Genomic DNA, 24,668 nt, shown 5'->3' on the forward strand with positions numbered 1-24,668 from the left:
AAAGGAGACCTGCTATGAAAATTAGAATAGACCTTCCACATCATCCTTACGATATTCAGATTGAAAAAGGATGCTTGTCTCAAGCAGGAAAATGGTTGCGTGAACTTTGGCAACCACAAAAGATTGTTATCATAACGGATAACCGTGTGGCTTCACTCTATGCAGAAAAGGTTAAATTGAGTTTGGAGGATGCTGGCTTTCAAGTGGCAGTTTTTGACTTTTTAGAGGGCGAAGAACGAAAAAATCTGACTACAGTTCAAAAAGTCTATGAATTTTTAGTCAAACAGGATATGACTCGTAGTGATGGAATCGTAGCCCTCGGCGGTGGTGTAGTTGGCGATTTGGCTGGTTTTGTGGCTTCAACCTACATGCGAGGAGTTCATTTTGTTCAAATTCCAACTAGTTTGACAGCCCAGGTGGATTCTTCAATCGGTGGAAAAACTGGAGTGAATACTCCTTTTGCTAAGAATATGGTAGGAACTTTTGCTCAGCCGGATGGTGTTTTGATTGACCCAACTGTTCTTGAGACCTTGGGTAAGAGAGAGTTGATTGAAGGAATGGGTGAAGTCATCAAGTATGGTCTTATCGAAGATCCAGAGCTTTGGGACCTATTATCTGATATGGACGGTTCTGTGGAAAGCATATTGGAACATTCCGAGAGTTTGATTGAGCATTCTTGCCAGGTCAAGCGCAAGATGGTAGTTGAGGATGAGTTGGATAATGGCATTCGTCTGTATCTTAACTTTGGTCATACAATTGGCCATGCCATTGAAGCAACTGCTGGTTACGGAAAAGTCATGCACGGTGAGGCAGTAGCTATGGGAATGGTTCAGGTCTCTAAGGTAGCCGAAGAAAAAGGCCTCATGCCAATGGGAATCACTCAGTCCATCCGAGAAATGTGTCAGAAATTTGGCCTTCCTGTTGATTATGAAAACTGGGATGTTGAAAAGCTCTATCAAGCTTTGACTCATGATAAAAAAGCGCGTGGGAATACCATGAAGTTAGTTTTGGTACCTGAGCTTGGTTCAGCGATGATTCACCCAGTTTCTCTCGAAGAAATGAAAGAATACTTAGTAAAATAAGGAGAATGTATGAGATATTTAACAGCAGGAGAATCACATGGTCCTCGTCTGACAGCAATTATTGAAGGAATTCCAGCAGGACTGCCTTTGACTGCAGAAGATATCAATGAGGATCTCAAACGTCGCCAAGGTGGATATGGACGTGGTGGTCGAATGAAGATTGAAAGTGACCAAGTTGTCTTTACTTCTGGTGTTCGCCACGGGAAGACGACAGGTGCTCCTATTACCATGGATGTCATTAACAAGGATCATCAAAAATGGCTAGATATCATGTCTGCCGAGGATATTGAAGACAAACTCAAAAGTAAACGAAAAATCACTCATCCTCGCCCAGGTCACGCAGACTTGGTTGGGGGTATCAAATACCGCTTTGATGATTTGCGAAATTCTTTGGAACGTTCATCTGCCCGTGAAACAACTATGCGGGTTGCAGTTGGAGCAGTAGCCAAGCGGCTTTTAGCTGAGCTTGATATCGAAATTGCTAACCATGTTGTTATCTTCGGTGGTAAGGAAATCAATGTTCCGGAAAACTTAACAGTCTCAGAGATTAAGAAACTGGCTGCCCAGTCTGAAGTTTCTATCGTCAACCAAGAACGTGAGCAGGAGATTAAGGACTATATTGACCAGATTAAGCGAGATGGGGATACCATCGGAGGTGTTGTAGAAACAGTTGTCGGAGGTGTTCCGGTTGGTCTTGGTTCTTATGTCCAATGGGATCGTAAACTAGATGCAAGGCTAGCTCAAGCTGTTGTTTCTATCAATGCCTTTAAGGGTGTGGAGTTTGGTCTTGGTTTTAAAGCAGGCCATCTTAAGGGTAGCCAAGTCATGGATGAAATCCTCTGGTCATCAGAAGATGGCTATACTCGTCGGACTAATAACCTTGGAGGTTTCGAAGGTGGTATGACCAACGGCCAACCGATTATCGTTCGTGGAGTTATGAAGCCAATTCCGACTCTCTACAAGCCGTTGATGAGTGTCGATATTGAAACTCATGAGCCTTATAAGGCAACGGTGGAGAGAAGTGATCCAACCGCTCTTCCAGCAGCAGGTGTTGTTATGGAAGCAGTCGTAGCAACAGTGTTGGCTCAAGAAATCTTAGAGAAATTTTCATCTGATAATCTGGAAGAATTAAAAGAAGCTGTTGCGAAACATCGGGAGTATACAAAGAATTATTAAGGAGTTCTTATGGCAAAAACCATCTATATCGCAGGACTAGGTTTGATTGGTGCTTCCATGGCACTCGGAATCAAGCGGGATCATCCTGATTATGAAATTTTAGGATACAATCGTAGTCAAGCGTCTAGAGATATTGCCTTGGAGAGAGGAATGATTGACCGAGCGACGGATGACTTTGCCAGTTTTGCCCCACTTGCAGACGTCATCATTCTTACCCTGCCAATCAAGCAAACTATTGCCTTTATTAAGGAATTGGCCAACTTGGACTTGAAAGAAGGTGTCATTATTTCTGATGCTGGATCGACCAAGTCAGCTATTGTAACTACAGCAGAGAAGTATTTTGCTGATAAGTCTGTTCGCTTTGTGGGGGCCCATCCTATGGCAGGAAGTCACAAGACAGGAGCTGCCTCTGCCGATGTTAACCTCTTTGAAAATGCCTATTATATCTTCACGCCATCTAGTCTGACAACTCCGGATACGCTCGAAGAAATGAGAGACTTGCTGTCAGGTCTTCATGCTCGTTTCATTGAAATCGATGCTGAAGAGCATGACCGAGTGACTTCTCAGATTAGCCATTTTCCGCATATCTTAGCATCAGGGCTGATGGAACAAACTGCAAGTTATGCTGAAGAGCATGAAATGGCGCGACGCTTTGCGGCAGGTGGTTTTCGTGATATGACTCGGATTGCTGAAAGTGATCCAGGTATGTGGACTTCTATCCTCTTATCCAATCGGGATACCATTATTGAACGCATCGAGGATTTCAAGGGCCGTTTGGACGAGATTGGACAAGCTATCAGTAAGGGTGATGAAAACCAAATATGGAGCTTTTTCAATCAAGCGCGTGAGCAACGTCAGGCTATGGAAATCCATAAACGCGGAGGAGTAGATAGCTCATTTGACCTTTATGTAGATGTTCCCGATGAGGAAGATGTGATTTTACGCATCTTGGAATTGCTACGTGGAACTTCTTTGGTCAATATCCATATCAATGAGGAAAACCGTGAGGATGTTCACGGGATTCTGCAAATTTCCTTTAAGAATGCTCAGGATTTAAAACGTGCTGAGCAAGTCATTACAGAAAATACAGACTACACAGTCGTTATTAAATAAGGAGAACAATTATGTCAAATATTTATGATAGTGCAAATGCACTAAGTCGTGGACTACGCGAATTGCCTGAATACAAGGCAGTTAAGGAAGCTAGAGATGCCATCCAAGCGGATGCAGAAGCAAGCAAAATTTTTGCAGATTATATTGCTTTTCAACATGAAATCCAAATCATGGCACAAACTGGTCAAATTCCAGATGCTTCTTTCCAAGAAAAAATGGAAAGTTTTGGCAAGCAGATTCAAGGGAACTCTCTCTTGTCAGAATTCTTTGCCAAACAGCAACAACTTTCTATCTACCTTTCTGATATTGAAAAAATTGTTTTTGAACCAATTTCAGAACTTTTACAATAAGAATTTACCTCATAAAGTCAGGAATTTTTAAGAAATTTCTGACTTTTTATGATAAAATAAGAAAAAGTATTGTCAGTATGAGGGCTAGTATGAAGTTAAAAACAAACGTTAACCATTTGAATGGTAGTATTCGCGTACCTGGGGATAAGTCCATTAGTCATCGCTCTATCATTTTTGGAAGCTTAGCTGAGGGTAAGACTAAGGTTTATGATATCCTACGTGGAGAAGATGTCTTATCAACTATGCAAGTTTTTCGCGATCTCGGCGTTGAGATTGAGGACAAGGACGGTGTCATTACCATTCAAGGTGTTGGCATGGATGGTTTGAAAGCTCCTCAGAATGCTCTAGATATGGGAAATTCTGGGACCTCTATTCGTTTAATTTCAGGTGTCCTTGCTGGTGCAGACTTTGAAGTAGAGATGTTTGGGGATGACAGTCTTTCTAAACGCCCAATGGATCGTGTAACTCTTCCCTTGAAAAAAATGGGAGTTACCATTTCAGGTCAGACAGAGCGAGACTTGCCACCGTTACACTTAAAGGGAACGAAAAACTTAAGACCTATTCGATACGAATTGCCAATCGCTTCTGCCCAAGTCAAGTCAGCCTTGATTTTTGCGGCTTTGCAGGCTCAAGGACAGTCAGTCATTATCGAGAAGGAGTGCACTCGTAATCACACAGAAGATATGCTCCAACAATTCGGAGGTGATTTGAGTGTCGATGGTAAGAAAATCACTGTTCAAGGGCCACAGAAACTTAGTGGACAAACGGTTGTCGTACCAGGAGATATTTCTAGTGCAGCCTTTTGGTTAGTAGCAGGTTTGATTGTGCCAAATTCTCGAGTGGTACTTAAGAATGTCGGTATTAATGAAACACGTACAGGTATTATCGATGTTATCCGAGCTATGGGCGGGAAATTAGAGATTACTGATATGGATCCAATTGCCAAATCTGCAACCTTGACTGTTGAAACTTCAGATTTGAAGGGAACAGAGATTGGCGGGGCCTTAATTCCACGTTTAATTGATGAATTGCCGATTATCGCGCTCCTTGCTACCCAAGCTCAAGGTCAAACAGTTATCAAAGATGCAGAAGAACTCAAGGTCAAAGAAACGGATCGTATTCAAGTTGTCGCAGATGCTTTAAATAGCATGGGAGCAACTATTACTCCTATAGCAGACGGAATGATAATCAAAGGGAAATCTGCCCTCCATGGAGCCAAAGTCAACACCTTTGGAGACCACCGTATCGGTATGATGACAGCCATTGCAGCTCTCTTAGTTGCAGATGGAGAAGTTGAATTGGATCGAGCCGAAGCTATTAATACTAGCTATCCTAGCTTCTTTGATGATTTGGAGACTTTGATTCATGGCTAAGGTTTTACTAGGTTTTATGGGTTCAGGAAAAACTACTATTGCTAGAAAGCTAGATCCTGACTTTGTAGACATGGATGCCTTGCTGGAAGGCCGACTGGGGATGCCGATTGCTCGTTTCTTTGAAGAAAAAGGAGAAGCAGCCTTCCGTCAGCTAGAAGAAGAGGTCCTAGCTGATTTGCTGAAGACAGATAAAGTTATTTCCACAGGCGGAGGAATAGTCATTTCTCCACGTAATCGTGCCTTGCTAAAGCAAAATCCAGACAACATTTACCTTAAAGCAGATTTTGAGACACTTTACCAGCGAATTTCAGCTGATAAGGACAATCAACGTCCACTATTTTTAAAGAATAGCAAGGAAGGTTTAGCTGCGATTTTTAAAGAAAGACAGGTTTGGTATGAGGAAGTGGCTAGTCAGATTGTAGATGTATCAAATTTAAACCCAGATGAAATTATAGAGGAACTGAGATGAAAATTGCCTATCTAGGTCCTAAAGGATCTTTTTCGCACCATGTGGTGCAGACGGCTTTTCCTCATGAGGAACTAGAGCCTTTTTCAAATATTACGGACGTTATCAAAGCTTACGAACAGGGCTTAGTAGACTATTCAGTAGTGCCAGTTGAAAATTCCATTGAAGGTAGTGTTCATGAAACCTTGGACTATCTTTTTCATCAAGCTCATATTCAAGCTGTGGCGGAGATTGTGCAGCCAATTCATCAACAGTTGATGGCGGTGCCAGGGCAAGTTAAAATTGAGAAAATCTTTTCTCATCCGCAGGCCTTAGCTCAAGGAAAAAAATTTATTGATGAGCATTATCCAGATGCTCAACTAGAAGTCACTGCTAGTACAGCATACGCTGCGCGCTATGTTTCCGAGCATCCAGATCAGCCTTTTGCTGCCATTGCCCCCAAAAGTTCGGCTGGAGAATATGGTTTGGAATTAATTGCTCAAGACATTCAAGAAATGGAAGCCAATTTCACTCGCTTTTGGGTGTTAGGTCCCAAGGCACCGCAAATGCCCTTGAATGCAAATGCTAAGAAAATGAGTCTAGCATTGACCTTGCCAGATAATCTTCCAGGAGCTTTATATAAGGCACTTTCTACCTTTGCTTGGCGCGGGATTGACCTAACTAAGATTGAGAGTCGCCCCTTAAAAACAGCACTAGGTGAGTACTTTTTTATCATTGATGTGGACTATGCTGATAAAGAATTGGTCCATTTTGCTCAAAAAGAATTAGAAACGATTGGGATCCACTATAAAGTACTAGGAGCTTACCCTATCTATACCATACAGGATAAAGGGAAGGAGAAGGAATGACTAGAGAGAATCCTCTGACACACCATGAAAAATTACGTTATGACTATCTCTTGAAAAATATTCATTATCTAAATGAAAGGGAAAGAAGAGAGTTTGCTTTTTTGCAAGCGAAGTTAGATGGTCAACAAGACGTACGTCCGGATGTAAAGGACGAGATAGATAAATCAGAATATCAAGGCTTTTCTGAATCTAACACCGGTCTACCAAGTTATACAAATCGTACTCGTTCAAGCCGACGTACTAGTCAATCTCAACCAAAAGCTAAGCTTCCAAAGCAAAAGAAACCCAAGAAAAAAAGAGCTTTTCGAATCAAACGTATTCTTGCTTGGTTAGGAATGCTGTTGCTTTGTGCTGCAGTAGGAATGATTTTCATGTTCTTGAAAGGTTTCCAGTCAGCCAATCCGAATGGCTCAAGCGGGTCGAAAGATGCCAAGGCTGCCCAAGTTGAAGTTTTCAATGGACAGGATACAAGAGATGGTGTCAATATTCTTATTTTAGGGACAGACGGCCGTATTGGACAGAATAGTGCAGAAACACGGACAGATTCTATTATGGTTCTGAATGTAAGTGGTAAAGATAAAAAACTTAAGCTTGTAAGTTTTATGCGAGATAACCTAGTTTATATTGATGGTTATAGCCAAGTTATTAACGGACAAAAACAAACTGACCACAAGTTGAACTTAGCCTACGAATTGGGGGAACAAGAAGGAAAACAAGGGGCTGAAATGGTACGTAAGGTCCTTAAAGATAATTTTGACCTAGATATCAAATACTATGCTCTTGTAGATTTCCAAGCCTTTGCGACTGCCATTGATACCCTTTTCCCTGATGGTGTGACTATTGATGCTCAATTTTCAACTCTAAATGGTGTTCCAGTTACAGAAGCTACAGTCGGTGATGACTTGCATGCGACAGAAACCGAGTCACCAACACAAACTATTAAAGTCGGAACACAACAAATGAATGGTTCTACTCTTCTCAACTATGCACGTTTCCGCGATGATGATGAAGGGGACTATGGCCGTACTCGTAGACAGCAACAAGTCATGACTGCTGTTTTACAGCAAATTAAAGATCCTACAAAACTTTTCACAGGTTCAGAAGCACTTGGTAAAGTATTCGCCATGACATCGACAAACCTTCCTTATACTTTCTTATTAACCAACGGTTTATCCGTCCTCGAAGGAGGTCAGAACGGTATTGAAAGACTAACAGTACCGGAACTTGGAGACTGGGTAGATGACTATGATGTCTATGGAGGTCTAGCACTTCGAGTGGATCAAAAAGCCTACCAGAATAAGCTAGCCCAAATGGGATTCAGATAAAAAAATTAATTAAAATCAAAGCTTGAGACATCTAACTAAATGGGTGTCTCAGGCTTTGATTTTTCACATGGTTAGATGGATTTTTTGACCATTTTTATGGTATAATGAAATGATGTAATTCTATAGAAGAGGATGAGAATGAGATGAGTGATTTAAAGGCAATTCAAGCCCGTAGCTTAGAGATGGCTGAATATTTTGTCGCCTTTTGTAAAGAGCATGGCTTGCTCTGTTATTTGTGTGGCGGAGGAGCAATTGGAGTTTTACGAAATAAAGGTTTCATCCCTTGGGATGATGATTTGGACTTCTTTATGCCACGAAAGGACTATGAAAAACTAGCAGAATTATGGCCTCAATATGCGGATGAGCGTTACTTCTTATCAAAGAGTTCTAAAGACTATGTAGACCGTAACCTCTTTATCACCATTCGTGATAAGGAGACGACTTGTATCAAGCCTTATCAACAAGATTTGGATCTTCCCCACGGCTTGGCTTTGGATGTTCTTCCCTTGGACTATTACCCTAAAAATCCAGCAGAGCGTAAGAAACAGGTCCGCTGGGCTTTGATTTATTCTCTATTTTGTGCACAAACCATTCCAGAAAAACATGGAGCTATCATGAAGTGGGGTAGTACCATTTTACTAGGGTTGACTCCTAAATCGCTTCGCTATCGTATCTGGAAAAAGGCTGAGAAAGAAATGACCAAGTATGGACCAGCCGAAAGTGATGGCATTACAGAATTATGTTCAGGGCCAGGATACATGAAGAAAAAGTATCCAATTCAGGCCTTTGAAGACAACATCTTCCTACCTTTCGAAGGAACAGAAATGCCTATTCCGGTTGGTTATGACGCTTATCTTAGCACAGCTTTTGGTGACTATATGACACCACCGCCTGCAGACAAGCAAGTACCTCACCACGATGCCGTAATAGCAGATATGGATAAGAGCTATACAGAATATAAGGGAGAATACAATGCAAGAAAAAATTAGTATCATTGTTCCTGTATACAACGTAGAAAATTATCTTGAACGATGTGTTGAGTCGATTTTAAAGCAGACTTATACCAATTTTGAATTGCTTCTTATTAATGATGGTTCGACAGACCAGAGTGGTGACTTGTGTGATCAGCTGGCTTCTAAAAATGAGAATATCAAGGTTTTTCATCTTGAGAATGCTGGAGTCTCCAATGCTAGAAATGTAGGTATTCAAAACTCAACCGGAGAATGGATAACTTTTGTTGATAGTGATGATTTTATTACGCCAGATTATTTGGAAACTTTGATAAGCGCAGTAAGAACAGATATTTCTGTTGGTTTCTCAGTTGCTCGTTTGCATCATGTAAAAAATGGACAAGTGACAGATTTGCCTGATTTTTCAGGTCAAGAGTCAGTATGGTCTGCTGAGCAAACCATGAAAGAACTATTGATGACTGCTCGAACTTCTTTTTTCCCTGTTGCAAAATTATTTAAAAAGGAATTAATTGAAGATTTTAAATTTAGTACAGATTATCATTTAGCAGAAGATGCTCTATTCTTAACAGAAGTTTTGCTTGAAACAAAATGTAATAGTGTTTTTATAGATAAACCAATATACTATTATGATCATAGAGAGGGAAGTGCAACTACATCTGTGAATAATCATGTTTTTGATACTATAGAAGTATATAAAATCATTATTCCTAAAGTTTATCAATGTTTCCCTCAATTAAAACCCGAATTAGTAAATAGAGAATCTTGGTCTTATATTACAGTCTACGATAAAATAATCTTCACAGATTCGACAGAATATAAAAAAGAGAAAACTCAATTGAGAAAGTGGATATTTAGTCATACCTCACAAATATTGAGAGATCCTTATTTTACTAGTTTTCGGAAAATAGCCATTTTGTCACTAAGAATTTCTCCATGGATTTATAGACAAATTGTAGGCTTGAATAAATAATGTTATTAAAGGAGTTGAAGATGAATTTTTCAAAAACGAATGAATGCTTTGAAAAATCAAAACTGTGGATTTCTTATCTTTTTATTTTCATTTCGATTTTAAGTATGAGTTCGCTAATTTATAAAGTAACCAATCCGATTTATAAGGGACTTTCAGCAGTTGTTGTTCTGTCAATTTGTTTAACTTTATTTTTTAATTGGAAACGAATAGAGATAGATAAGAAGTTTCTTACCCTATTTGGTCTTTTAGTGGGCAGTCACTTTTTATCAGCGCTCATTAATAGATCTGGACACCTGCTCGGAAATATGGTTGAAATTTTCTTTATGCTGGCTTATGTTTTATTATTTACCATGGTAAAACCTAATCAGCTAAGGAAGTTGTTAGGTATGATTGCAGGAACCATACAGATTGTCTCATTTGCTTCGGCTATATTTGCTTTTGCTTTATTACTTTCAAGAGTTTTAATTCTATTTCAGATTGGAGAGAACTCTTATTATTACGGAGTAATGAATGGCCGATTATGGGGACTTGTTAACCCTAACGCCAGTGCGATTTTCTCATACATTAGTATAGTTTTTGCTATGTATTTAATACATAAGGGAAGCAAATACTCTGTTTATTTTAAAATTAATAATATCATTCAGTTAGTTTATTTTGCAACTATGCAGAGTAGGGGCGCACTTTTATCAGTTCTTCTAATGCTAGTATTCTATTGTGTTTTTGTCGCTAGGGGAAAATTTGCCAAAAAATGGCTAACTTTTCTAGTAGCTAGTATCTTATTAATAGGTAGCAATATTGGTATTAGTTATTTAACATCGGTATATATTTCAGCGGCCAAGGCAACTGTAATTGACTTAAATAAAGGTGAATCTTATTCTGAAACTGATTCGGATGTTGCTAAGAAAAATGGGGAGCTTCACTTGATTGAAACAACTCCAAGTGGACGTACATATATTTGGAAAAATGCAATCAAAATGGGACGTGCAAAACCTCTATTTGGTTATGGTGTTCGAAACGTATCAGATTATTACACAAAATATTTTAGTAAATTTGAAATTAAAAACTCACTTATTGGAGGTAATTTCCACAATATCTTTGTTACCATTTTTGTGAGTTCCGGATTCTTGGGCCTCTTTTCTTTCATACTTATCATTGTTTATGTAGGTTTCCGCTTTGTTTCTTACTTGATTAAATCCAAGAAAAATACTGAAAAACTGATTATGACTCTATTCTTTGGAATTTTATTTGGTCAGTTGTTTGAGAGCCAAATTATGTATTCAACCAACTTCATCAACATCATTTTTTGGTTAGTTGTGGGATATGGTCTAATGATCTGTGAAAAAGAAAAAAATATTCGTTACAAAGAAGTAACTGATATTTCTGAAATTCAACAAATGGAGTTAGGAATCATGGAGTATATCCATGAAGTGTGTCATAAAATTGGTGTCAAATACTTCTTGTCCTATGGTAGTTTAATTGGTGCAGTTCGTCATAAAGGCTTTATTCCTTGGGACGATGACATGGATATTTGTATGCTTCGTGATGATTATGAAAAGCTGCAAGATTATATGATTGCACATCCAGACGAGCGCTATGAATTAATGTCTTATAAAAATAATGTCAATTATGTCTATCCATTTATGAAAGTTCAAGACAATCACACCTATTTGGTTGAAGAAGATGTTCGAATTGATTCAGATATGGGGATTTATGTTGATATTTTCCCCGTAGATGGTTATGAAGATGATCAGGCATTTAAGGACAAGATGACCAAGATTATTAAAAAGCGTCAATTAAGTTGTTACACTTTTAAAGGAATTACCAATACTAAAAGTGTAGTAAATTCAATTATCCGCTATATTTCTGTTATTATCTTTTATTTCACTAACACAAATAAGTATGTTTCCCAGATTGATGAATTGGCTAAATCTAGAAAAGTAGAAGATTATGAATTGGTGGACTATGTTGTCTATAAAGATATGAATAAGCCCGTTTGGAAACGTGAGTGGTTAGAACAAGTTGAAGCTGGTAGCTTTGAAGGTAAGAAATTTATGATTCCAAAACATTATCATGAAGTTTTAACTTCAGATTATGGAAATTATATGCAGTTACCACCAGTTGAGCAACAAGTTTCGCATCATGACTTCAAATTGTGGAAGATTACTGAAAACCAATAGATTATTATTTAAACAAAGAAGTAGAGATTAGGAGCGATAAATAATGTCTGAAAAAATCTTAAGCCTTGAAGAAATCAAGCAAATTGAGCTTGGAATTCTAGAATACTTACACCAAGTTTGTGAAAAACATGATATCAAATATTTTATCGATTTTGGCACTTTATTAGGTGCAGTTCGTCATAAAGGTTTTATTCCTTGGGATGATGATACAGACATTTCTTTAGCTAGAGATGAATTTGAAAAGTTATATGCAGTTCTAAAAAATGATAACCACCCATACTATAAGCTGATTTCTTTTAGAGAAACCAAGGGATATCCATATAGTTATATGCGAGTTTACGATATTCGAACACTGAGAGATTCGAATCTTTTAGATTCAAGTGTTGTTCTTGGAACTTGTGTAGATGTCTTTCCGTATGATGGTCTTGTTACAGACGAACAAGATCGTAAGAAAATGAAGCTCTATAAGCAATTAATTCGTCTATCGTCGTTAAACTTTAAGGGAATTAAATATGAAAATGGAGGAATTAAAAATCTTCCTCGTTATATTGCATCAGCAATATTTAGATTTACTTCTCCTCAATTGTGGAATCAAAAACTTGAACAACTTGCATTAAAATACAGTGTTGAAAATTCTACAGACTTAGTTTGTTCAACTTATGACTCTTACTATCCAGCTGGTATTAAAAAAGAATGGTTGTATGATACAATTGATATGCCGTATGAAAATCTAATTCTAAAAGTACCAAGAAGATACCATGAGATTCTTGTCTATGAGTTTGGTGAAGATTATATGACCCCACCCCCTGTTGACCAACAGACACCAGGGAATGAAAACAATTATTGGATTGATTAATGAAAGAGTATATAAAAAAGAGAAAGTTGAATGCCTTATGAAAACTATGAAAAAATCAATATTACTTAGTGCCTTGATCTTATCGGCATCAATAATTCAAGCACAAACAGTGAATGCAGATACTATTTCAACAGGTTCAGGGAATCGTATCCACTTTATCAATACAAAAGCTAACTCTGGAAGTGATGCTATTTTACTAGAAAGTAATGGCCACTATGCTTTGATTGATATGGGAGAGGATTATGATTTTCCGGATGGAACGGATACACGTTATCCTAATCGATGGGGAATCTCTATTAACAATTATCAAGTTTTGGAAGATCGGTTGATTCGCCACCTTGATCAATTAGGTGTCAAGAAATTAGATTTTATATTAGGAACTCATGTTCATAGCGACCATATAGGTGGAGCAGATGAAATTCTTAATCGCTATCAAGTCGATAAATTCTATTTGAAAAAATATTCGGATCAACGAATTACAAGTACTTGGGGATTGTGGGATAACCTCTTCAATTATGATAATGCTCTTCGTGCTGCACAGAATAAGGGAGTTACACTTATTCAAGACATAAAAGATGAAGATAGCAAGTTCAAATTTGGGGACATGGATATTCAGCTTTATAATTATAAAAATGAATATGATTCTGATGGGAACTTAAAAAGAGTTCTTGATGATAATTCCAATTCAATTGTTGCAGTAGTAACTGTAGCAGGAAAAAGAATTTATCTTGGTGGTGATTTGGATAATGCTGAGGGAGCTGAAGATAAATTAGGGCCTGTTATTGGAAAAGTAGATATGATGAAATGGAATCACCACTACGATGCCAAGGTTTCTAATACAATTGGTTTCATAGATCACCTTTCTCCTAGTATGATTATCCAAACAACTGGAGGAGATATTAACCTCGCTTCAACGAGAGACTATCTAAAAAATAAAAATATTCAAGTGATTCATGCATCAAGTAAAACTCAGGATGCAACTGTATTTGATATTAGTGATAAAGGTTTTACAAATATTTCAGGAGATTTTCCGAATATTCCTACTGTTGATGAGAAATGGTATCAAGAAGATGGTTACTGGAAGTATCGTTTAAAAGATGGTCAGATGGCTATCGGTTGGCAAGATATTGCTGGTGCTACATATTTCTTTAACGGAAAAGGTCAAATGCAGAGTGGTCGTTGGCTCCGTATCACTGACGAATGGAATGGAGAACCAAAATTTAATGACTACTATCTAAACAATGATGGTAAAATGCAGACGGGTGGTTGGTTCTATCATGATAATACTTGGTACTACATCCAGTCAAACGGTGCAAGACGTTACAACGAACTAGCTGAAATAGGCGGTAAAAAGTACCTATTTGATAAAGATGGTAAAATGCTTACTGGCTCACAAGTCTTTAATGGCAAGAAAATGTTCTTTGCAAGTAGCGGAGCTTTAGAGACAGATGAGACAGGCTCTGGTTGGAAAAAGATTGAATCAAACTGGTACTACTTTGATGAAGAAGGAAAACAAATAGTTGGTAAAAAAGAAATCAATGGAGTAACCTACTACTTTGATAATAAGGGAGTTATGCAAACAGGTTGGGCCTTGATTGAAGGGCATTGGAACTATTTTGCAAGTTCTGGTGCAATGAAAACAGGTTGGATCAAGGATAAAGATACTTGGTATTACTTGGATAAAGAAGGTATCATGCAAACAGGCCTCCAAGAAATCGAAGGTACTCGCTATTATCTAAATGCAAGTGGAGCCATGCAAACAGGTTGGAAATGGTTTGATAATCATTATAGCTACTTCACAAGCAGTGGAGCGATGAAAACAGGTTGGCTCAAAGAAAATGGACTTTGGTACTATCTAGATAAAGAAGGTATCATGCAAACAGGCCTCCAAGAAATCGAAGGTACTCGCTATTATCTAAATGCAAGTGGAGCTATGCAAACGGGCTGGAAGTGGTTCGATGACTCATACAGATTCTTTACAAATAGTGGAGCGATGAAGACAGGCTGGCTCAAAGAAAATGGACTTTGGTACTATCTAGACAAGGATGGTATCATGCAAACAGGCCTTCAAGAGATAAATGGGGCACGCTATTACCTTAATGCAAGTGGTGCCATGGAAACTGGCTGGAAACAACTGAATGGTAACTGGTACTATTTCCAAACAAATGGTTCTCTCCTAAGAAATGGAACAAGTCCTGATGGCTACAAGCTCAATGCAGATGGAATTTGGACGACTGTTACAACCGAGGAAACAACTCAGGAACAAACTGTGGCAAAAAGTCAGGGGCATATTTTCGAAACAACAGAAGTTGAGAGAACTCAACAAACAGAAAGCTTATCTGTTACATCTGAGGAAAAAAATTAATCTACTGAACCTAAAACACAAGCGAGCTAAGAATAGAATTAAGTTTCTAACTGATTTTTAATTAATTTTTTCTACAATAAAAACACCTATAAAGCTTAAGCGTTATAGGTGTTTTGTTAACTTCGTTTGATTTTTGCACGAACTAGATCTAGTGCATAGTGAAGGGTTTTATCCTTAATGATAAAGAGAGCGAAAGCATAATAGATTGCACATCCGGCGATTGTAGATGTCACCATGCTGAGCATAGCCATATTCACTGTGTATGAATGAACTTGGAAGAGAATTTTACAGATATAGTAAATTGGAATAAAGCCTAGTGACACAATTGTGTAGCGAGCCAATGTTCCAAAGATTTCTTTCAAATCCAAGAGTTTATGTTTCTGAATAAAGCGGATTTCAAGCAGAACCACAATTGCCTCAGCAATAATCGTTGTCCCGATGTAGTAGGCAGGAGTAAAGATGTTGTTGAAAAGGAGTAGAGAGTTTAGGATGACATTGACACCGCCACCGATAAAGTAGAAAGCTGTTAATCGGTTTTCATGGTCATTGATAAATATAATTTGCTTTCCAAGGATTAATTCGATAGCCCAGATAATGGTTCGAAAGGCAAAGACGCTTGTTACAATTCCTGCTTCTATATATTTCTCAGAAGAGTAAATAACAGTCGCATAGGTTCCTAAAACCATGATTCCGATACTAGTCGGAATCATGAGGAAGAAAAAGAGAGATGCACCTTGGTTGACCAGATACTTATAAGAATGAAAATCTTTTTTTCCTAAGTAGTAACCAAGTCGAGGAATGCTGACATTGATAGCTCCACTCAGGACACTAGCAATCAGCATAACAATACTTGAAGCAATAGTGTAGTAGGAGATGTAATTCTCATCAGGTCCTTTGGTGATGAACATACGGTCTAGCAAGGTGTAGAGCATATTGGCATTTGCTAGAAGCAACATGGTCAGAAGTGGCTTAGATGCTTTGATGAGTTCAATAACTTCGATCTTGACAAAGGAAACTTCTCGTTTAATCCATAGGAAGCTGAGTAGATAGTTGATAATGGTTGTTGCACTCATGATTGTAGCATAAGGAACAATATCATCAGGTGTCCTAACGAAAGCGAAGATAGCGACTAACATTCCAATACGAATCACGAGTGTTTTATAAAGGATAAAAGAATAATTCTCATAGGCTTCATTCATCCATTCGATATTCAGAAATTGGAAGAGAGCTTGGATTCCAAGGATATAGTAAAGAATTTTTAGATTGACAATACTAGTATCAAAATAAATAAAGAGGAAATAGATAGCTGTTGTTACAACTGAAGTAATGAGCGAAATATAGAACAACTTAGAAAAGACATAATTAATCTTATTTTTGTCATCCTTTACTTTACTAATTGCTCGAATCCCATAATTGTAAATCCCAAAGGCAGCTAGTGGAATGACAAAGCTTGCCCAGGTGTTAGCTGTGTTAAAGTAGCCGTAATTTGATTTACTAAGAATCCGTGTTAGATAGGGATTAGTAATCAGGGGAAAAACGATGTTTAAAATATTGACCAGCAAGCTAGCCAAAGCATTAACTTTTATATTTTTCATGAAACTTTCTTTCTTACATTCTAAAATAGATACTAGTATTATATCACATTCCAACGCCATTCTTTTGATAAAATCATTTAAATCTTGTATAATAGATAGAACTGAAAGTATGAGGTTACGAACTATGAAAATGAAACAAATCAGTGATACGACTTTAAAAATTACTATGTCTTTAGAAGATTTGATGGATCGTGGAATGGAAATCGCAGACTTTCTCGTTCCACAAGAAAAAACAGAAGAGTTTTTCTATGCCATTCTGGATGAGTTAGAGATGCCAGACAGTTTCTTGGATACAGGTATGCTTAGCTTCCGAGTGACACCGAAGCCTGATAAGGTCGACGTCTTTGTAACCAAGTCTAAGATTGACCAAAATTTGGATTTTGAGGATTTGGCAGACCTTCCTGACATGGATGAACTAGCAAAAATGTCTCCAGATGAGTTCTTGAAAACATTGGAAAAGACCATGGCAGAGAAAACTAAAGAAGACATTGAAGCTATTCAATCTCTAGAGCAGGTTGAAAAAGAAGAGGAAGCAGCGATTGATGAAATTGCTGAGGTGGATGAAGGGAAAAGAGAACCTTATGTCTACTACATCCTACGCTTTGACGACTTAACTAGTTTGGTTTCTTTTGCGAAAACAGTTGATTACCAAATGGAGACTTCAGAACTTTACAAAATGAACGACCAATACTATCTAACAGTCTTGGTTGATGTAGAAGATCATCCAAGTATTTATCCAGCTTGGTTATTGGCTCGCATGCGTGAATTTGCAGATGATAGTGATATTAGCCGTTCAGTTCTCCAAGAATACGGTCAAATCATCATCAATCACGATGCCGTCCAAGGACTCCAAAAAGTTTGAAGTATTTGAAAAAAGACAGAGAAATAGAATTCTCTGTTTTTTCGTTTTAGATTTGAATTTGATTAGGTTTAGACTATACGATAAATTTTGTAAACTCAATTGAGGTGCTATAGATGAACACTTTCTATTACGTCACTTAGCTTGCTAAAATAATGAAAAAACGATATCATAGAAAGAAATAAGCGAGGTAAAGTATGGACCAAGGACATTTACAAAAAGAGGTAGAGGAAATCCTAGAAGATGTGTTGGCAAAGGCTTCTCTCCATGAGGGGGCTCTCTTTGTTTTGGGCTTATCTTCCAGTGAGGTGATAGGAGGACACATCGGGAAAGCCTCTAGTCAAGAAATTGGAGAATTAATTGTTAAAAGAATCTTAGAAATCTTATCAGCTAAAGGAATCCACCTAGCAGTTCAAGGGTGCGAACATGTTAATCGGGCCTTGGTAGTAGAACGAGAGGTTGCAATCAAATACAATCTTGAGATTGTTAGTGTTCTTCCGACACTGAACGCTGGAGGATCAGGGCAATTGGCGGCCTTTCGCTATATGAAAGACCCAGTTGAGGTCGAATTTATCAAAGCTGATGCAGGACTCGATATTGGAGATACGGCTATTGGGATGCATATCAAACATGTTCAAGTACCGATACGTCCAGTTTTGAGATCAATCGGCCAAGCCCACGTAACTGCCCTCGCTAGTCGTCCCAAGCTTATTGGAGGGGCGCGTGCCCAATACCCACAAGATGCTATTAGGAAATTGTAAAATGGAAAAGAAACATATTGAAAAGGTTATAAAATATTCTATTAGAAAGTTCTCTGTTGGAGTCGGTTCTGCTGTTATCGGAGCCGTACTTTTCGGTGCTAACAACCTCTTGCTTGATCCAGTAGTGGCTAATGAAGTTTGTGAGCCAAATCAGGTACACTATCGTTATTTAGCAGAGCAAGAGCTAACAGAAGCTGAAAAGGCCCTTATTCATAAGGAACTTCCTTCTGATTTAAAACAAGATGATGTTGTTTATCTTGTTTACCGAAGGAAAGCCACTATTTCTCAGGAATTACCAAAAACTGGAAGTAAAGAATTAGCACTTGCTGGCCTTGGCCTTACGATAGCATCGCTAGCTGTTTTGGTAATTTCAAAGAAAAATCGTAATAAGGTTGCGGGTCTTCTCGTGATTGGTGCTTTAGGTGGAAGCTACTTCATTCCTCAGACTATTCAAGCTTTTGAAAATCAAATTCTTTTATCTTATAACCAAACAATTTCTGCTTGTAGTCAAGAAGATTTAGCCAACGGAGTTATTCAAATTGATGGATATGACTACATTGGTTACTTCAAAGAAGCTGATTTGAAGGTTTCAATGCCTGAAAATAATCAAGGCAATAACTTGATTACAGATAAAGTGACACAAGAAGCTCGTGAAGGAGAATCACTTGTTCAACCAGAGCTTCCAACCTACAGCGAAGAGACTACAACTACAGCAACACAGGGAGAAACTCAAGGAAGCGAATCTCTCGTTCAGCCAGAACCTCCTGTTCATACAAGTGAAGAAATAACAGAGAGCACCCAAGAAGAAGCTCCTATTGGTGAATCCCCTGTCAAACCAGAGTCTCCAGCCCAACCAGAGAATAGTACAGCTAAGGGTACTCAAGAAGAAGGTCATGTAGGTGAATCTCCAATCCAACCTGAACTCCCAGCCTATACAGGAGAAGTAACAGCCAAGGGTACTCAGGAAGAAGGTCATGTAGGCGAATCTCTAATCCAACCGAAACTCCCAGCCTATACAGATGAAGTAACAGCTAAGGGCACTCAAGAAGAAGGACACGAAGGTGAACCTCTCATTCAACCGAGCTTGCCAGAATACAATGTGACTGAGTCAACTGTGACTGAAACAGAAACTGTTACAATTCCATATTCTACAGAATACCTATCGGATTCTAATCGCTATACAGACGAAGAAAGTGTTGTTCAAAAGGGTGAAGTTGGTAGTCAACTCATACATCGTGTCTATAAAACTGTAGATGGGGAGAAAGTTGGCGAAGCTATCACCACTAGTACGGAAGTTGTTAAAGCTCCTGTAGCTGAAAAAATCAGTCGCGGAACCAAAGCAATTGAAGGCCAAACCGAAGAAGTTTCTGTTGAAGAAGTTCCTTTTAAAACGATAACGGAACAAGATTCTAGTCTACTCAAGGGAACTGAAACAGTTGCTCAGGTTGGTAAGAATGGTAAGAAGAAAATTACTAAAGTCTACAAGACTATCAAGGGTGTGAAAACTGCAGATGCACCTACTGTTTCAGAAGAAGTTCTTGAACAGGCACAAGACCACATTATCAAAAAAGGTACTAAGGAATTAGAAAAACCTACTCTAACATTAACTAAAGTTGATACAGAAGAATTGAATCGAAGTGCAAATGCAACTTATAGCCTTAAAAAACCAGATGGAGTGACTATCAAATCTATTCAAGCAGTGTTGAAAAAAGGCGATCAAGTTATTAAGACATTTGCTATTTCAGAGTCTAATCTTGCGACAGCTTTAGCTGATTTAGATTATTACAAGGATTATACACTTGCAACGACCATGGTGTATGATCGTGGTAATGGTGACGAGGAAGAAGTTCTTAAGGAAGAACCATTGAGAATCGACCTTAAAAAAGTTGAAGTCAAAAATATTAAGGAAACAAGCTTAATCAGTGTGGATGACCAAGGTAATGAGACTGATACTAGTCTCTTGTCCGAGAAACCATCGAATGTTAAGCCATACTACTTAAAAGTTACGACTTACGATAACAAGGTTACGAAACTAGCTGTTGATAAAATCGAAGAAGTTACTGTAGATGGAGATAAACTATACAAGGTAACTGCAAAAGCACCAGATTTGATTCAACGTACTGCAGAAAATCGTTTCACTGAAGAGTATGTACACTATTTGCCTAAACCAAAAGCTCATGAAGGTGATGTGTATTACGACTTTTATGAACTTGTAAAAGCTATGCAAGCAAATCCTACTGGTACCTTTAAGCTTGGTAGCAATATGAATGCTAATAATGTACCACCGGCTGGCAAATCTTATGTAACCAATGCCTTTAAAGGTTCATTAGGAAGTACTGATGGTAATAAATTTGCTATTCATAATATCACTAGACCATTATTTGGAAACATTGAAGGTGGTTCTGTTAAGGATCTCTTACTGGAAAATGTCAATATTGATATGCCTGGAGTTGATCGAGTAGCTCCAATCGCAGGTGTTATCAAAAACAATGCAACTATTGAAAATGTCAAAGCAACCGGAAGTGTTGTTGGTAACAATGATGTAGCTGGTATTATCAATAAAATTGATGGTAGTGGAAAAGTAAGTAATGTCGCCTTTATCGGTAAACTTCACGCTGCTGGCAATAGAGGAGGCTATTTAGCTGGTATTCTTGGTGAAAACTGGAAGGGTGTTGTTGAGAAAGCATACGTTGATGCTGAGATCACTGGTAATAAAGCAAAAGCTGCAGGACTAGTCTATTCGTCTCAAAATGGTGCTAATAACTACACGGTCGGTTCAGAAGGGGTCCTAAGAAATTCAGTTGCTAAAGGTTCTATCGAACTGAAAGAAGCCGTTCAGTCTGGTGGATTGCTGGGTACTAACTGGGCCTTAGGTACTATTGAAGACAACATCACTATGATGAAAGTCAAAACAGGTGAGATGGTGTTTGGTCATTCAGATATTGATGCTGACGACTACTTCACATATTCAAGAACCAAACGTAATTATAGTGTTGATGACGTGAGTGAAGGTAAAAAATCCTTTAACAATTCACGTAAAATTCCAAGTATCTCACTGGAAGAAGCCGAGAAGAAAATTAAAGCAATGGGGATCACTGCTGATAAATTTACCAGCAGCAAACCTATTGAAGACAAGCTTAATAACAGTCTAAACAAAGACGATCAGTACAAAGCAATTGATAGTTATGATGCAACTCGTGAGCTAGCTTACCGTAATATTGCAAAACTTCAACCTTTCTATAATAAAGAGTGGATTGTAGACCAAGGTAATAAATTAGCTGCAGGAAGTCCTCTCTTGACTAAAGAAGTATTGTCTGTAACTGCTATGAAAGGCAATACCTTTGTTACGGAATTAGCTGATGCTGATCATATTATGATCCACTATGCAGATAAGACAAAAGATATCTTTACCATTTCACCTAAAGATTCAAAAGTGAAACAAGTGAAAGAGTACGGTATTGCAGAACTTGGTGAAGTTTTTTATACTCCGAATATGGTTGACAAGGACCGTAGTGATCTCATCAATGCTATTGTTGAAAAATTGAGTCCTGTGGAATTACAATCTGACCCAATCTACACGCACCTTGGTAGAACTGGTCCAAACAAAGTTAATGCTATTAAGAACCTTTATCTTGAAGAGACCTTCAAAGAAGTTAAGGATAATCTTACTAAATTTGTGAAACAGTTGGTTGAAAATGAGGATCATCAATTAAACACAGATGAAGCTGCTAAACGTGCTTTGATCAAGAAAATTGATGATAACAAGGCAGCGGTTCTCCTTGGCCTATCTTACCTTAACCGTTATTACGGAGTGAAGTTTGATGATTTCAATATCAAGCAACTCATGTTGTTCAAGCCAGACTTCTATGGTAAGAATGTAAGTGTATTAGACCGTTTGATTGAAATTGGTTCAAAAGAAGATTATGTCAAAGGAACTCGTACACACGATGCCTTCCGTGAAGTAGTTGCTAAAAATACTCTTTCTGGTAATCTAAATGATTTCCTGAAATATAACATGGAACTCTTCACAAAAGATACAGACTTGAATGATTGGTTTATAAAAGCAACTAAAGATAATGTCTATATCGTGGAACCAAAAACAACAAATCCTGATTTTGCTGATAAGAAACATAGAGCTTACGAAGGCTTAAATAACGATATGCATGGCAAGATGATTTTACCACTCTTGAACTTAAAAGATGCCCATATGTTCTTGATTTCAACCTATAACACCATGGCCTACAGTTCATTTGAAAAATATGGTAAGAACACTGAAGCAGAGCGTAATGCCTTCAAAGCTGAAATTGATAAGGTTGCTAAAGGACAACAGAATTACCTAGATTTCTGGTCACGTCTATCTCTAGATAAGGTACGTAATCAGCTCTTGAAGAGCAATAATATGGTTCCAACACCTGTACTGGACAACCAGAATTATAAAGGCATTAGTACTGATCGTTATGGCCATACAAACAGTGGTAAAGATGTGGCGCCTATCCGTGAATTATATGGACCTACAGACCGTTACCATGCGACTGATTGGCGTATGGGAGCTGTGGCTCGCGTTTATGCAAATCCATATAAGGATGATTCTGTCTTCTTTATGGTGACGGATATGATTAGTGATTTTGGGGTATCTGCCTTTACTCACGAAACGACTCACGTAAATGACCGAATGGTTTACCTAGGTGGCTCAAGACACCGTGAAGGAACAGATCTTGAAGCATTTGCTCAAGGAATGTTACAAACTCCGTCAGTATCAAATCCAAATGGTGAGTACAAAGCCCTAGGTCTCAACATGGCTTATGAGCGTCCAAACGATGGAAATCAATGGTATAACACCAATCCAAATGACCTTAAATCACGTGACGAAATTGATCGTTACATGAAGGGCTATAATGACACTCTCATGCTTCTAGATTATCTTGAAGGAGAAGCTGTCCTCAATAAAGCAAATCAAGATTTAAACAATGCTTGGTTCAAGAAAGTAGACAAACAGTACCGCGGAAATAACACCAAGAACCAATTCGACAAGGTTCGACCTTTAAGTGATGAGGAAAAGGCTATTCCTTTACGCACAGTGGATGACTTAATTACGAACAACTTCATGACCAACCGTGGTCCAGGTAATAGAGTTTATAATCCATCTGACTTTGATTCTGCTTATGTGAATGTTCCAATGATGACTGGTATCTATGGTGGAAATACCAGTGAAGGTGCTCCTGGAGCTATGTCATTCAAACATAATACTTTTAGAATCTGGGGTTACTATGGCTACGAAAAAGGCTTCCTAAACTATGCTTCTAACATGCTAAAAGCTGAATCTAAAAAAGCTGGTAAAGATACTCTAGGTGATGACTTCATCATTAACAAGATTTCTGAAGGAAAATTTAACAATCTCGAAGATTGGAAGAAAGCTTATTTCGAAGAAGTAGTGAATAACGCTAAAAAAGGAATTCAGTCTATTGAAATCGATGGTAAAACATACAATAGTTATGAAGACTTGAAACGAGCTTTTGCTGAAGCAGTTGATAAAGATAAGAACACTCTAAGTAATGGATCTGTCAAATTTGACAACACCGTATCACTTAAAGAAAAACTCTTTAAGAAACTTCTTCAACAAACAGATAGCTTTAAAACTTCTATCTTTAAATAATCAATTGACTCTCACCGGCTAAGCAGGTGGGAGTTTTTTGTGTCCCAAAAGATGCCTTATTTTCCAAACAGATTTCAAGTATTTTTAGGACGATAGGTATATAATGGAGCTATAATACAATATCTATATTCATATGATGAGCGAGAAAGGTGATGAAAATGAAAAAATGGCAAGCAACTGTATTGGTCTGCGCTAGTCTGGTCTGTCTATCGGCTTGTAACAATCAGATGGAGAACCAAGCTGATAAGCAAAATGGAGACAAAAATGTACAAGTTAGTTCTCAGGTAGCAAAAAAAGGAGAAGAAGTTCCAAACTTTGAACTCACGGGAGTTGATGGAAAAACTTATCGTCTATCAGATTACAAAGGCAAAAAAGTCTATCTCAAATTTTGGGCTTCTTGGTGTTCTGTCTGTCTAGCTAGTTTACCTGATACCGATGAACTTGCAAAGGAAGCTGGCGATGACTTTGTAATTTTGACAGTTGTTTCTCCTGGTCAAAAAGGGGAGCAAGCAGAAGAAGCCTTCCAAAAATGGTATCAAGGCTTGGACTATAAAGATTTACCAGTATTGCTAGACCCTTCGGGACAACTTTTGGAAAGTTACGGAGTTCGTTCTTATCCGACTCAGGCCTTTATCGATAAAGAAGGAAAACTAGTCAAGACTCAACCAGGCTTTATGGATAAGGCAAGTATTTTAGAAACTTTGAAAAGCATAGATTAGAGGCTACTC

At 38.1% G+C, this 24,668-nt stretch carries 18 protein-coding genes; 17 read left to right on the top strand and 1 reads right to left on the bottom strand.

Annotated elements, in window-relative coordinates; translation table 11 throughout:
* The first annotated feature begins 14 nt into the window (after nt 1–14).
* The 13 genes from aroB to SPAR10_RS06740 all read left to right on the top strand — a co-directional run bounded on the left by aroB (nt 15) and on the right by SPAR10_RS06740 (nt 15,072).
* Nucleotides 15–1,082, top strand: a complete 1,068-nt coding sequence (aroB, locus tag SPAR10_RS06680; protein ID WP_004252231.1) for a 3-dehydroquinate synthase — start codon at nt 15–17, stop codon at nt 1,080–1,082.
* A 9-nt stretch (nt 1,083–1,091) separates the two neighbouring features.
* Entirely contained in the window at nt 1,092–2,258 is a 1,167-nt protein-coding gene (gene aroC / locus SPAR10_RS06685) for a chorismate synthase (protein ID WP_004252234.1), read from the top strand.
* Between the two features lie 9 nt (nt 2,259–2,267).
* Nucleotides 2,268–3,371, top strand: a complete 1,104-nt coding sequence (locus tag SPAR10_RS06690) for a prephenate dehydrogenase (RefSeq protein ID WP_004252235.1) — start codon at nt 2,268–2,270, stop codon at nt 3,369–3,371.
* Nucleotides 3,372–3,382: 11 nt separating this feature from the next.
* The gene (locus tag SPAR10_RS06695; RefSeq protein WP_004252237.1) at nt 3,383–3,721 is read left to right on the top strand and encodes a YlbF/YmcA family competence regulator; all 339 of its coding nucleotides are present in this window, start codon (nt 3,383–3,385) and stop codon (nt 3,719–3,721) included.
* Between the two features lie 89 nt (nt 3,722–3,810).
* Nucleotides 3,811–5,094, top strand: coding sequence for a 3-phosphoshikimate 1-carboxyvinyltransferase (gene aroA, locus SPAR10_RS06700; protein WP_004252239.1), 1,284 nt, complete (start codon nt 3,811–3,813; stop codon nt 5,092–5,094).
* A complete protein-coding gene (locus SPAR10_RS06705; RefSeq protein WP_004252244.1) occupies nt 5,087–5,563 on the top strand; it encodes a shikimate kinase in 477 nt (158 codons plus the stop codon). Before aroA ends, SPAR10_RS06705 begins: the two co-directional genes overlap by 8 nt.
* Nucleotides 5,560–6,408 carry a prephenate dehydratase gene (gene pheA, locus SPAR10_RS06710; RefSeq protein ID WP_004252246.1) on the top strand — a complete coding sequence of 283 codons (849 nt, stop codon included), beginning with the start codon at nt 5,560–5,562 and terminating at the stop codon, nt 6,406–6,408. The genes SPAR10_RS06705 and pheA overlap by 4 nt, the downstream gene beginning before the upstream one ends.
* Nucleotides 6,405–7,733 carry an LCP family protein gene (locus SPAR10_RS06715; RefSeq protein ID WP_004252247.1) on the top strand — a complete coding sequence of 443 codons (1,329 nt, stop codon included), beginning with the start codon at nt 6,405–6,407 and terminating at the stop codon, nt 7,731–7,733. Before pheA ends, SPAR10_RS06715 begins: the two co-directional genes overlap by 4 nt.
* A 143-nt stretch (nt 7,734–7,876) precedes the next feature.
* Nucleotides 7,877–8,722, top strand: coding sequence for a LicD family protein (locus SPAR10_RS06720; RefSeq protein WP_004252249.1), 846 nt, complete (start codon nt 7,877–7,879; stop codon nt 8,720–8,722).
* Nucleotides 8,706–9,674, top strand: coding sequence for a glycosyltransferase family 2 protein (locus SPAR10_RS06725; protein ID WP_004252251.1), 969 nt, complete (start codon nt 8,706–8,708; stop codon nt 9,672–9,674). The genes SPAR10_RS06720 and SPAR10_RS06725 overlap by 17 nt, the downstream gene beginning before the upstream one ends.
* Nucleotides 9,675–9,694: 20 nt before the next feature.
* A complete protein-coding gene (locus SPAR10_RS06730) occupies nt 9,695–11,851 on the top strand; it encodes a LicD family protein (protein ID WP_004252254.1) in 2,157 nt (718 codons plus the stop codon).
* A gap of 43 nt (nt 11,852–11,894) precedes the next feature.
* Nucleotides 11,895–12,707: a LicD family protein gene (locus SPAR10_RS06735; protein ID WP_004252260.1), complete on the top strand. Its 813-nt coding sequence runs from the start codon at nt 11,895–11,897 to the stop codon at nt 12,705–12,707.
* A 37-nt stretch (nt 12,708–12,744) separates the two neighbouring features.
* Nucleotides 12,745–15,072, top strand: coding sequence for an MBL fold metallo-hydrolase (locus tag SPAR10_RS06740; RefSeq protein WP_004252269.1), 2,328 nt, complete (start codon nt 12,745–12,747; stop codon nt 15,070–15,072).
* A 116-nt stretch (nt 15,073–15,188) separates the two neighbouring features.
* Here SPAR10_RS06740 and SPAR10_RS06745 read toward each other — a convergent pair whose 3' ends face one another.
* Nucleotides 15,189–16,667: an oligosaccharide flippase family protein gene (locus SPAR10_RS06745; protein ID WP_004252271.1), complete on the bottom strand. Its 1,479-nt coding sequence runs from the start codon at nt 16,665–16,667 to the stop codon at nt 15,189–15,191.
* Between the two features lie 124 nt (nt 16,668–16,791).
* Here SPAR10_RS06745 and mecA point away from each other — a divergent pair, with 124 nt between their 5' ends.
* From mecA to SPAR10_RS06765, 4 genes are all read left to right on the top strand, one after another.
* On the top strand, nt 16,792–17,529 hold the full coding sequence (gene mecA / locus SPAR10_RS06750; protein ID WP_004252273.1) for an adaptor protein MecA: 738 nt from the start codon (nt 16,792–16,794) through the stop codon (nt 17,527–17,529).
* Nucleotides 17,530–17,723: 194 nt separating this feature from the next.
* The gene (locus tag SPAR10_RS06755) at nt 17,724–18,287 is read left to right on the top strand and encodes a TIGR01440 family protein (protein ID WP_004252274.1); all 564 of its coding nucleotides are present in this window, start codon (nt 17,724–17,726) and stop codon (nt 18,285–18,287) included.
* Nucleotide 18,288: 1 nt separating this feature from the next.
* Nucleotides 18,289–23,940, top strand: a complete 5,652-nt coding sequence (locus tag SPAR10_RS06760; RefSeq protein ID WP_004252275.1) for a ZmpA/ZmpB/ZmpC family metallo-endopeptidase — start codon at nt 18,289–18,291, stop codon at nt 23,938–23,940.
* A gap of 158 nt (nt 23,941–24,098) precedes the next feature.
* Nucleotides 24,099–24,659 carry a TlpA family protein disulfide reductase gene (locus SPAR10_RS06765; protein ID WP_004252276.1) on the top strand — a complete coding sequence of 187 codons (561 nt, stop codon included), beginning with the start codon at nt 24,099–24,101 and terminating at the stop codon, nt 24,657–24,659.
* The last annotated feature ends 9 nt before the right edge of the window (nt 24,660–24,668 follow it).

The organism is Streptococcus infantis SPAR10, from assembly GCF_000279535.1.
In the GTDB taxonomy this organism is placed as follows: Bacteria; Bacillota; Bacilli; order Lactobacillales; family Streptococcaceae; genus Streptococcus; species Streptococcus infantis_I.

Coding starts and splice junctions, on each gene's coding strand:
- aroB (WP_004252231.1), top strand. CDS start 15: ATGAAAATTAGAATAGACCTTCCACATCATCCTTACGATATTCAGATT.
- aroC (WP_004252234.1), top strand. CDS start 1,092: ATGAGATATTTAACAGCAGGAGAATCACATGGTCCTCGTCTGACAGCA.
- SPAR10_RS06690 (WP_004252235.1), top strand. CDS start 2,268: ATGGCAAAAACCATCTATATCGCAGGACTAGGTTTGATTGGTGCTTCC.
- SPAR10_RS06695 (WP_004252237.1), top strand. CDS start 3,383: ATGTCAAATATTTATGATAGTGCAAATGCACTAAGTCGTGGACTACGC.
- aroA (WP_004252239.1), top strand. CDS start 3,811: ATGAAGTTAAAAACAAACGTTAACCATTTGAATGGTAGTATTCGCGTA.
- SPAR10_RS06705 (WP_004252244.1), top strand. CDS start 5,087: ATGGCTAAGGTTTTACTAGGTTTTATGGGTTCAGGAAAAACTACTATT.
- pheA (WP_004252246.1), top strand. CDS start 5,560: ATGAAAATTGCCTATCTAGGTCCTAAAGGATCTTTTTCGCACCATGTG.
- SPAR10_RS06715 (WP_004252247.1), top strand. CDS start 6,405: ATGACTAGAGAGAATCCTCTGACACACCATGAAAAATTACGTTATGAC.
- SPAR10_RS06720 (WP_004252249.1), top strand. CDS start 7,877: ATGAGTGATTTAAAGGCAATTCAAGCCCGTAGCTTAGAGATGGCTGAA.
- SPAR10_RS06725 (WP_004252251.1), top strand. CDS start 8,706: ATGCAAGAAAAAATTAGTATCATTGTTCCTGTATACAACGTAGAAAAT.
- SPAR10_RS06730 (WP_004252254.1), top strand. CDS start 9,695: ATGAATTTTTCAAAAACGAATGAATGCTTTGAAAAATCAAAACTGTGG.
- SPAR10_RS06735 (WP_004252260.1), top strand. CDS start 11,895: ATGTCTGAAAAAATCTTAAGCCTTGAAGAAATCAAGCAAATTGAGCTT.
- SPAR10_RS06740 (WP_004252269.1), top strand. CDS start 12,745: ATGAAAACTATGAAAAAATCAATATTACTTAGTGCCTTGATCTTATCG.
- SPAR10_RS06745 (WP_004252271.1), bottom strand. CDS start 16,667: ATGAAAAATATAAAAGTTAATGCTTTGGCTAGCTTGCTGGTCAATATT.
- mecA (WP_004252273.1), top strand. CDS start 16,792: ATGAAAATGAAACAAATCAGTGATACGACTTTAAAAATTACTATGTCT.
- SPAR10_RS06755 (WP_004252274.1), top strand. CDS start 17,724: ATGGACCAAGGACATTTACAAAAAGAGGTAGAGGAAATCCTAGAAGAT.
- SPAR10_RS06760 (WP_004252275.1), top strand. CDS start 18,289: ATGGAAAAGAAACATATTGAAAAGGTTATAAAATATTCTATTAGAAAG.
- SPAR10_RS06765 (WP_004252276.1), top strand. CDS start 24,099: ATGAAAAAATGGCAAGCAACTGTATTGGTCTGCGCTAGTCTGGTCTGT.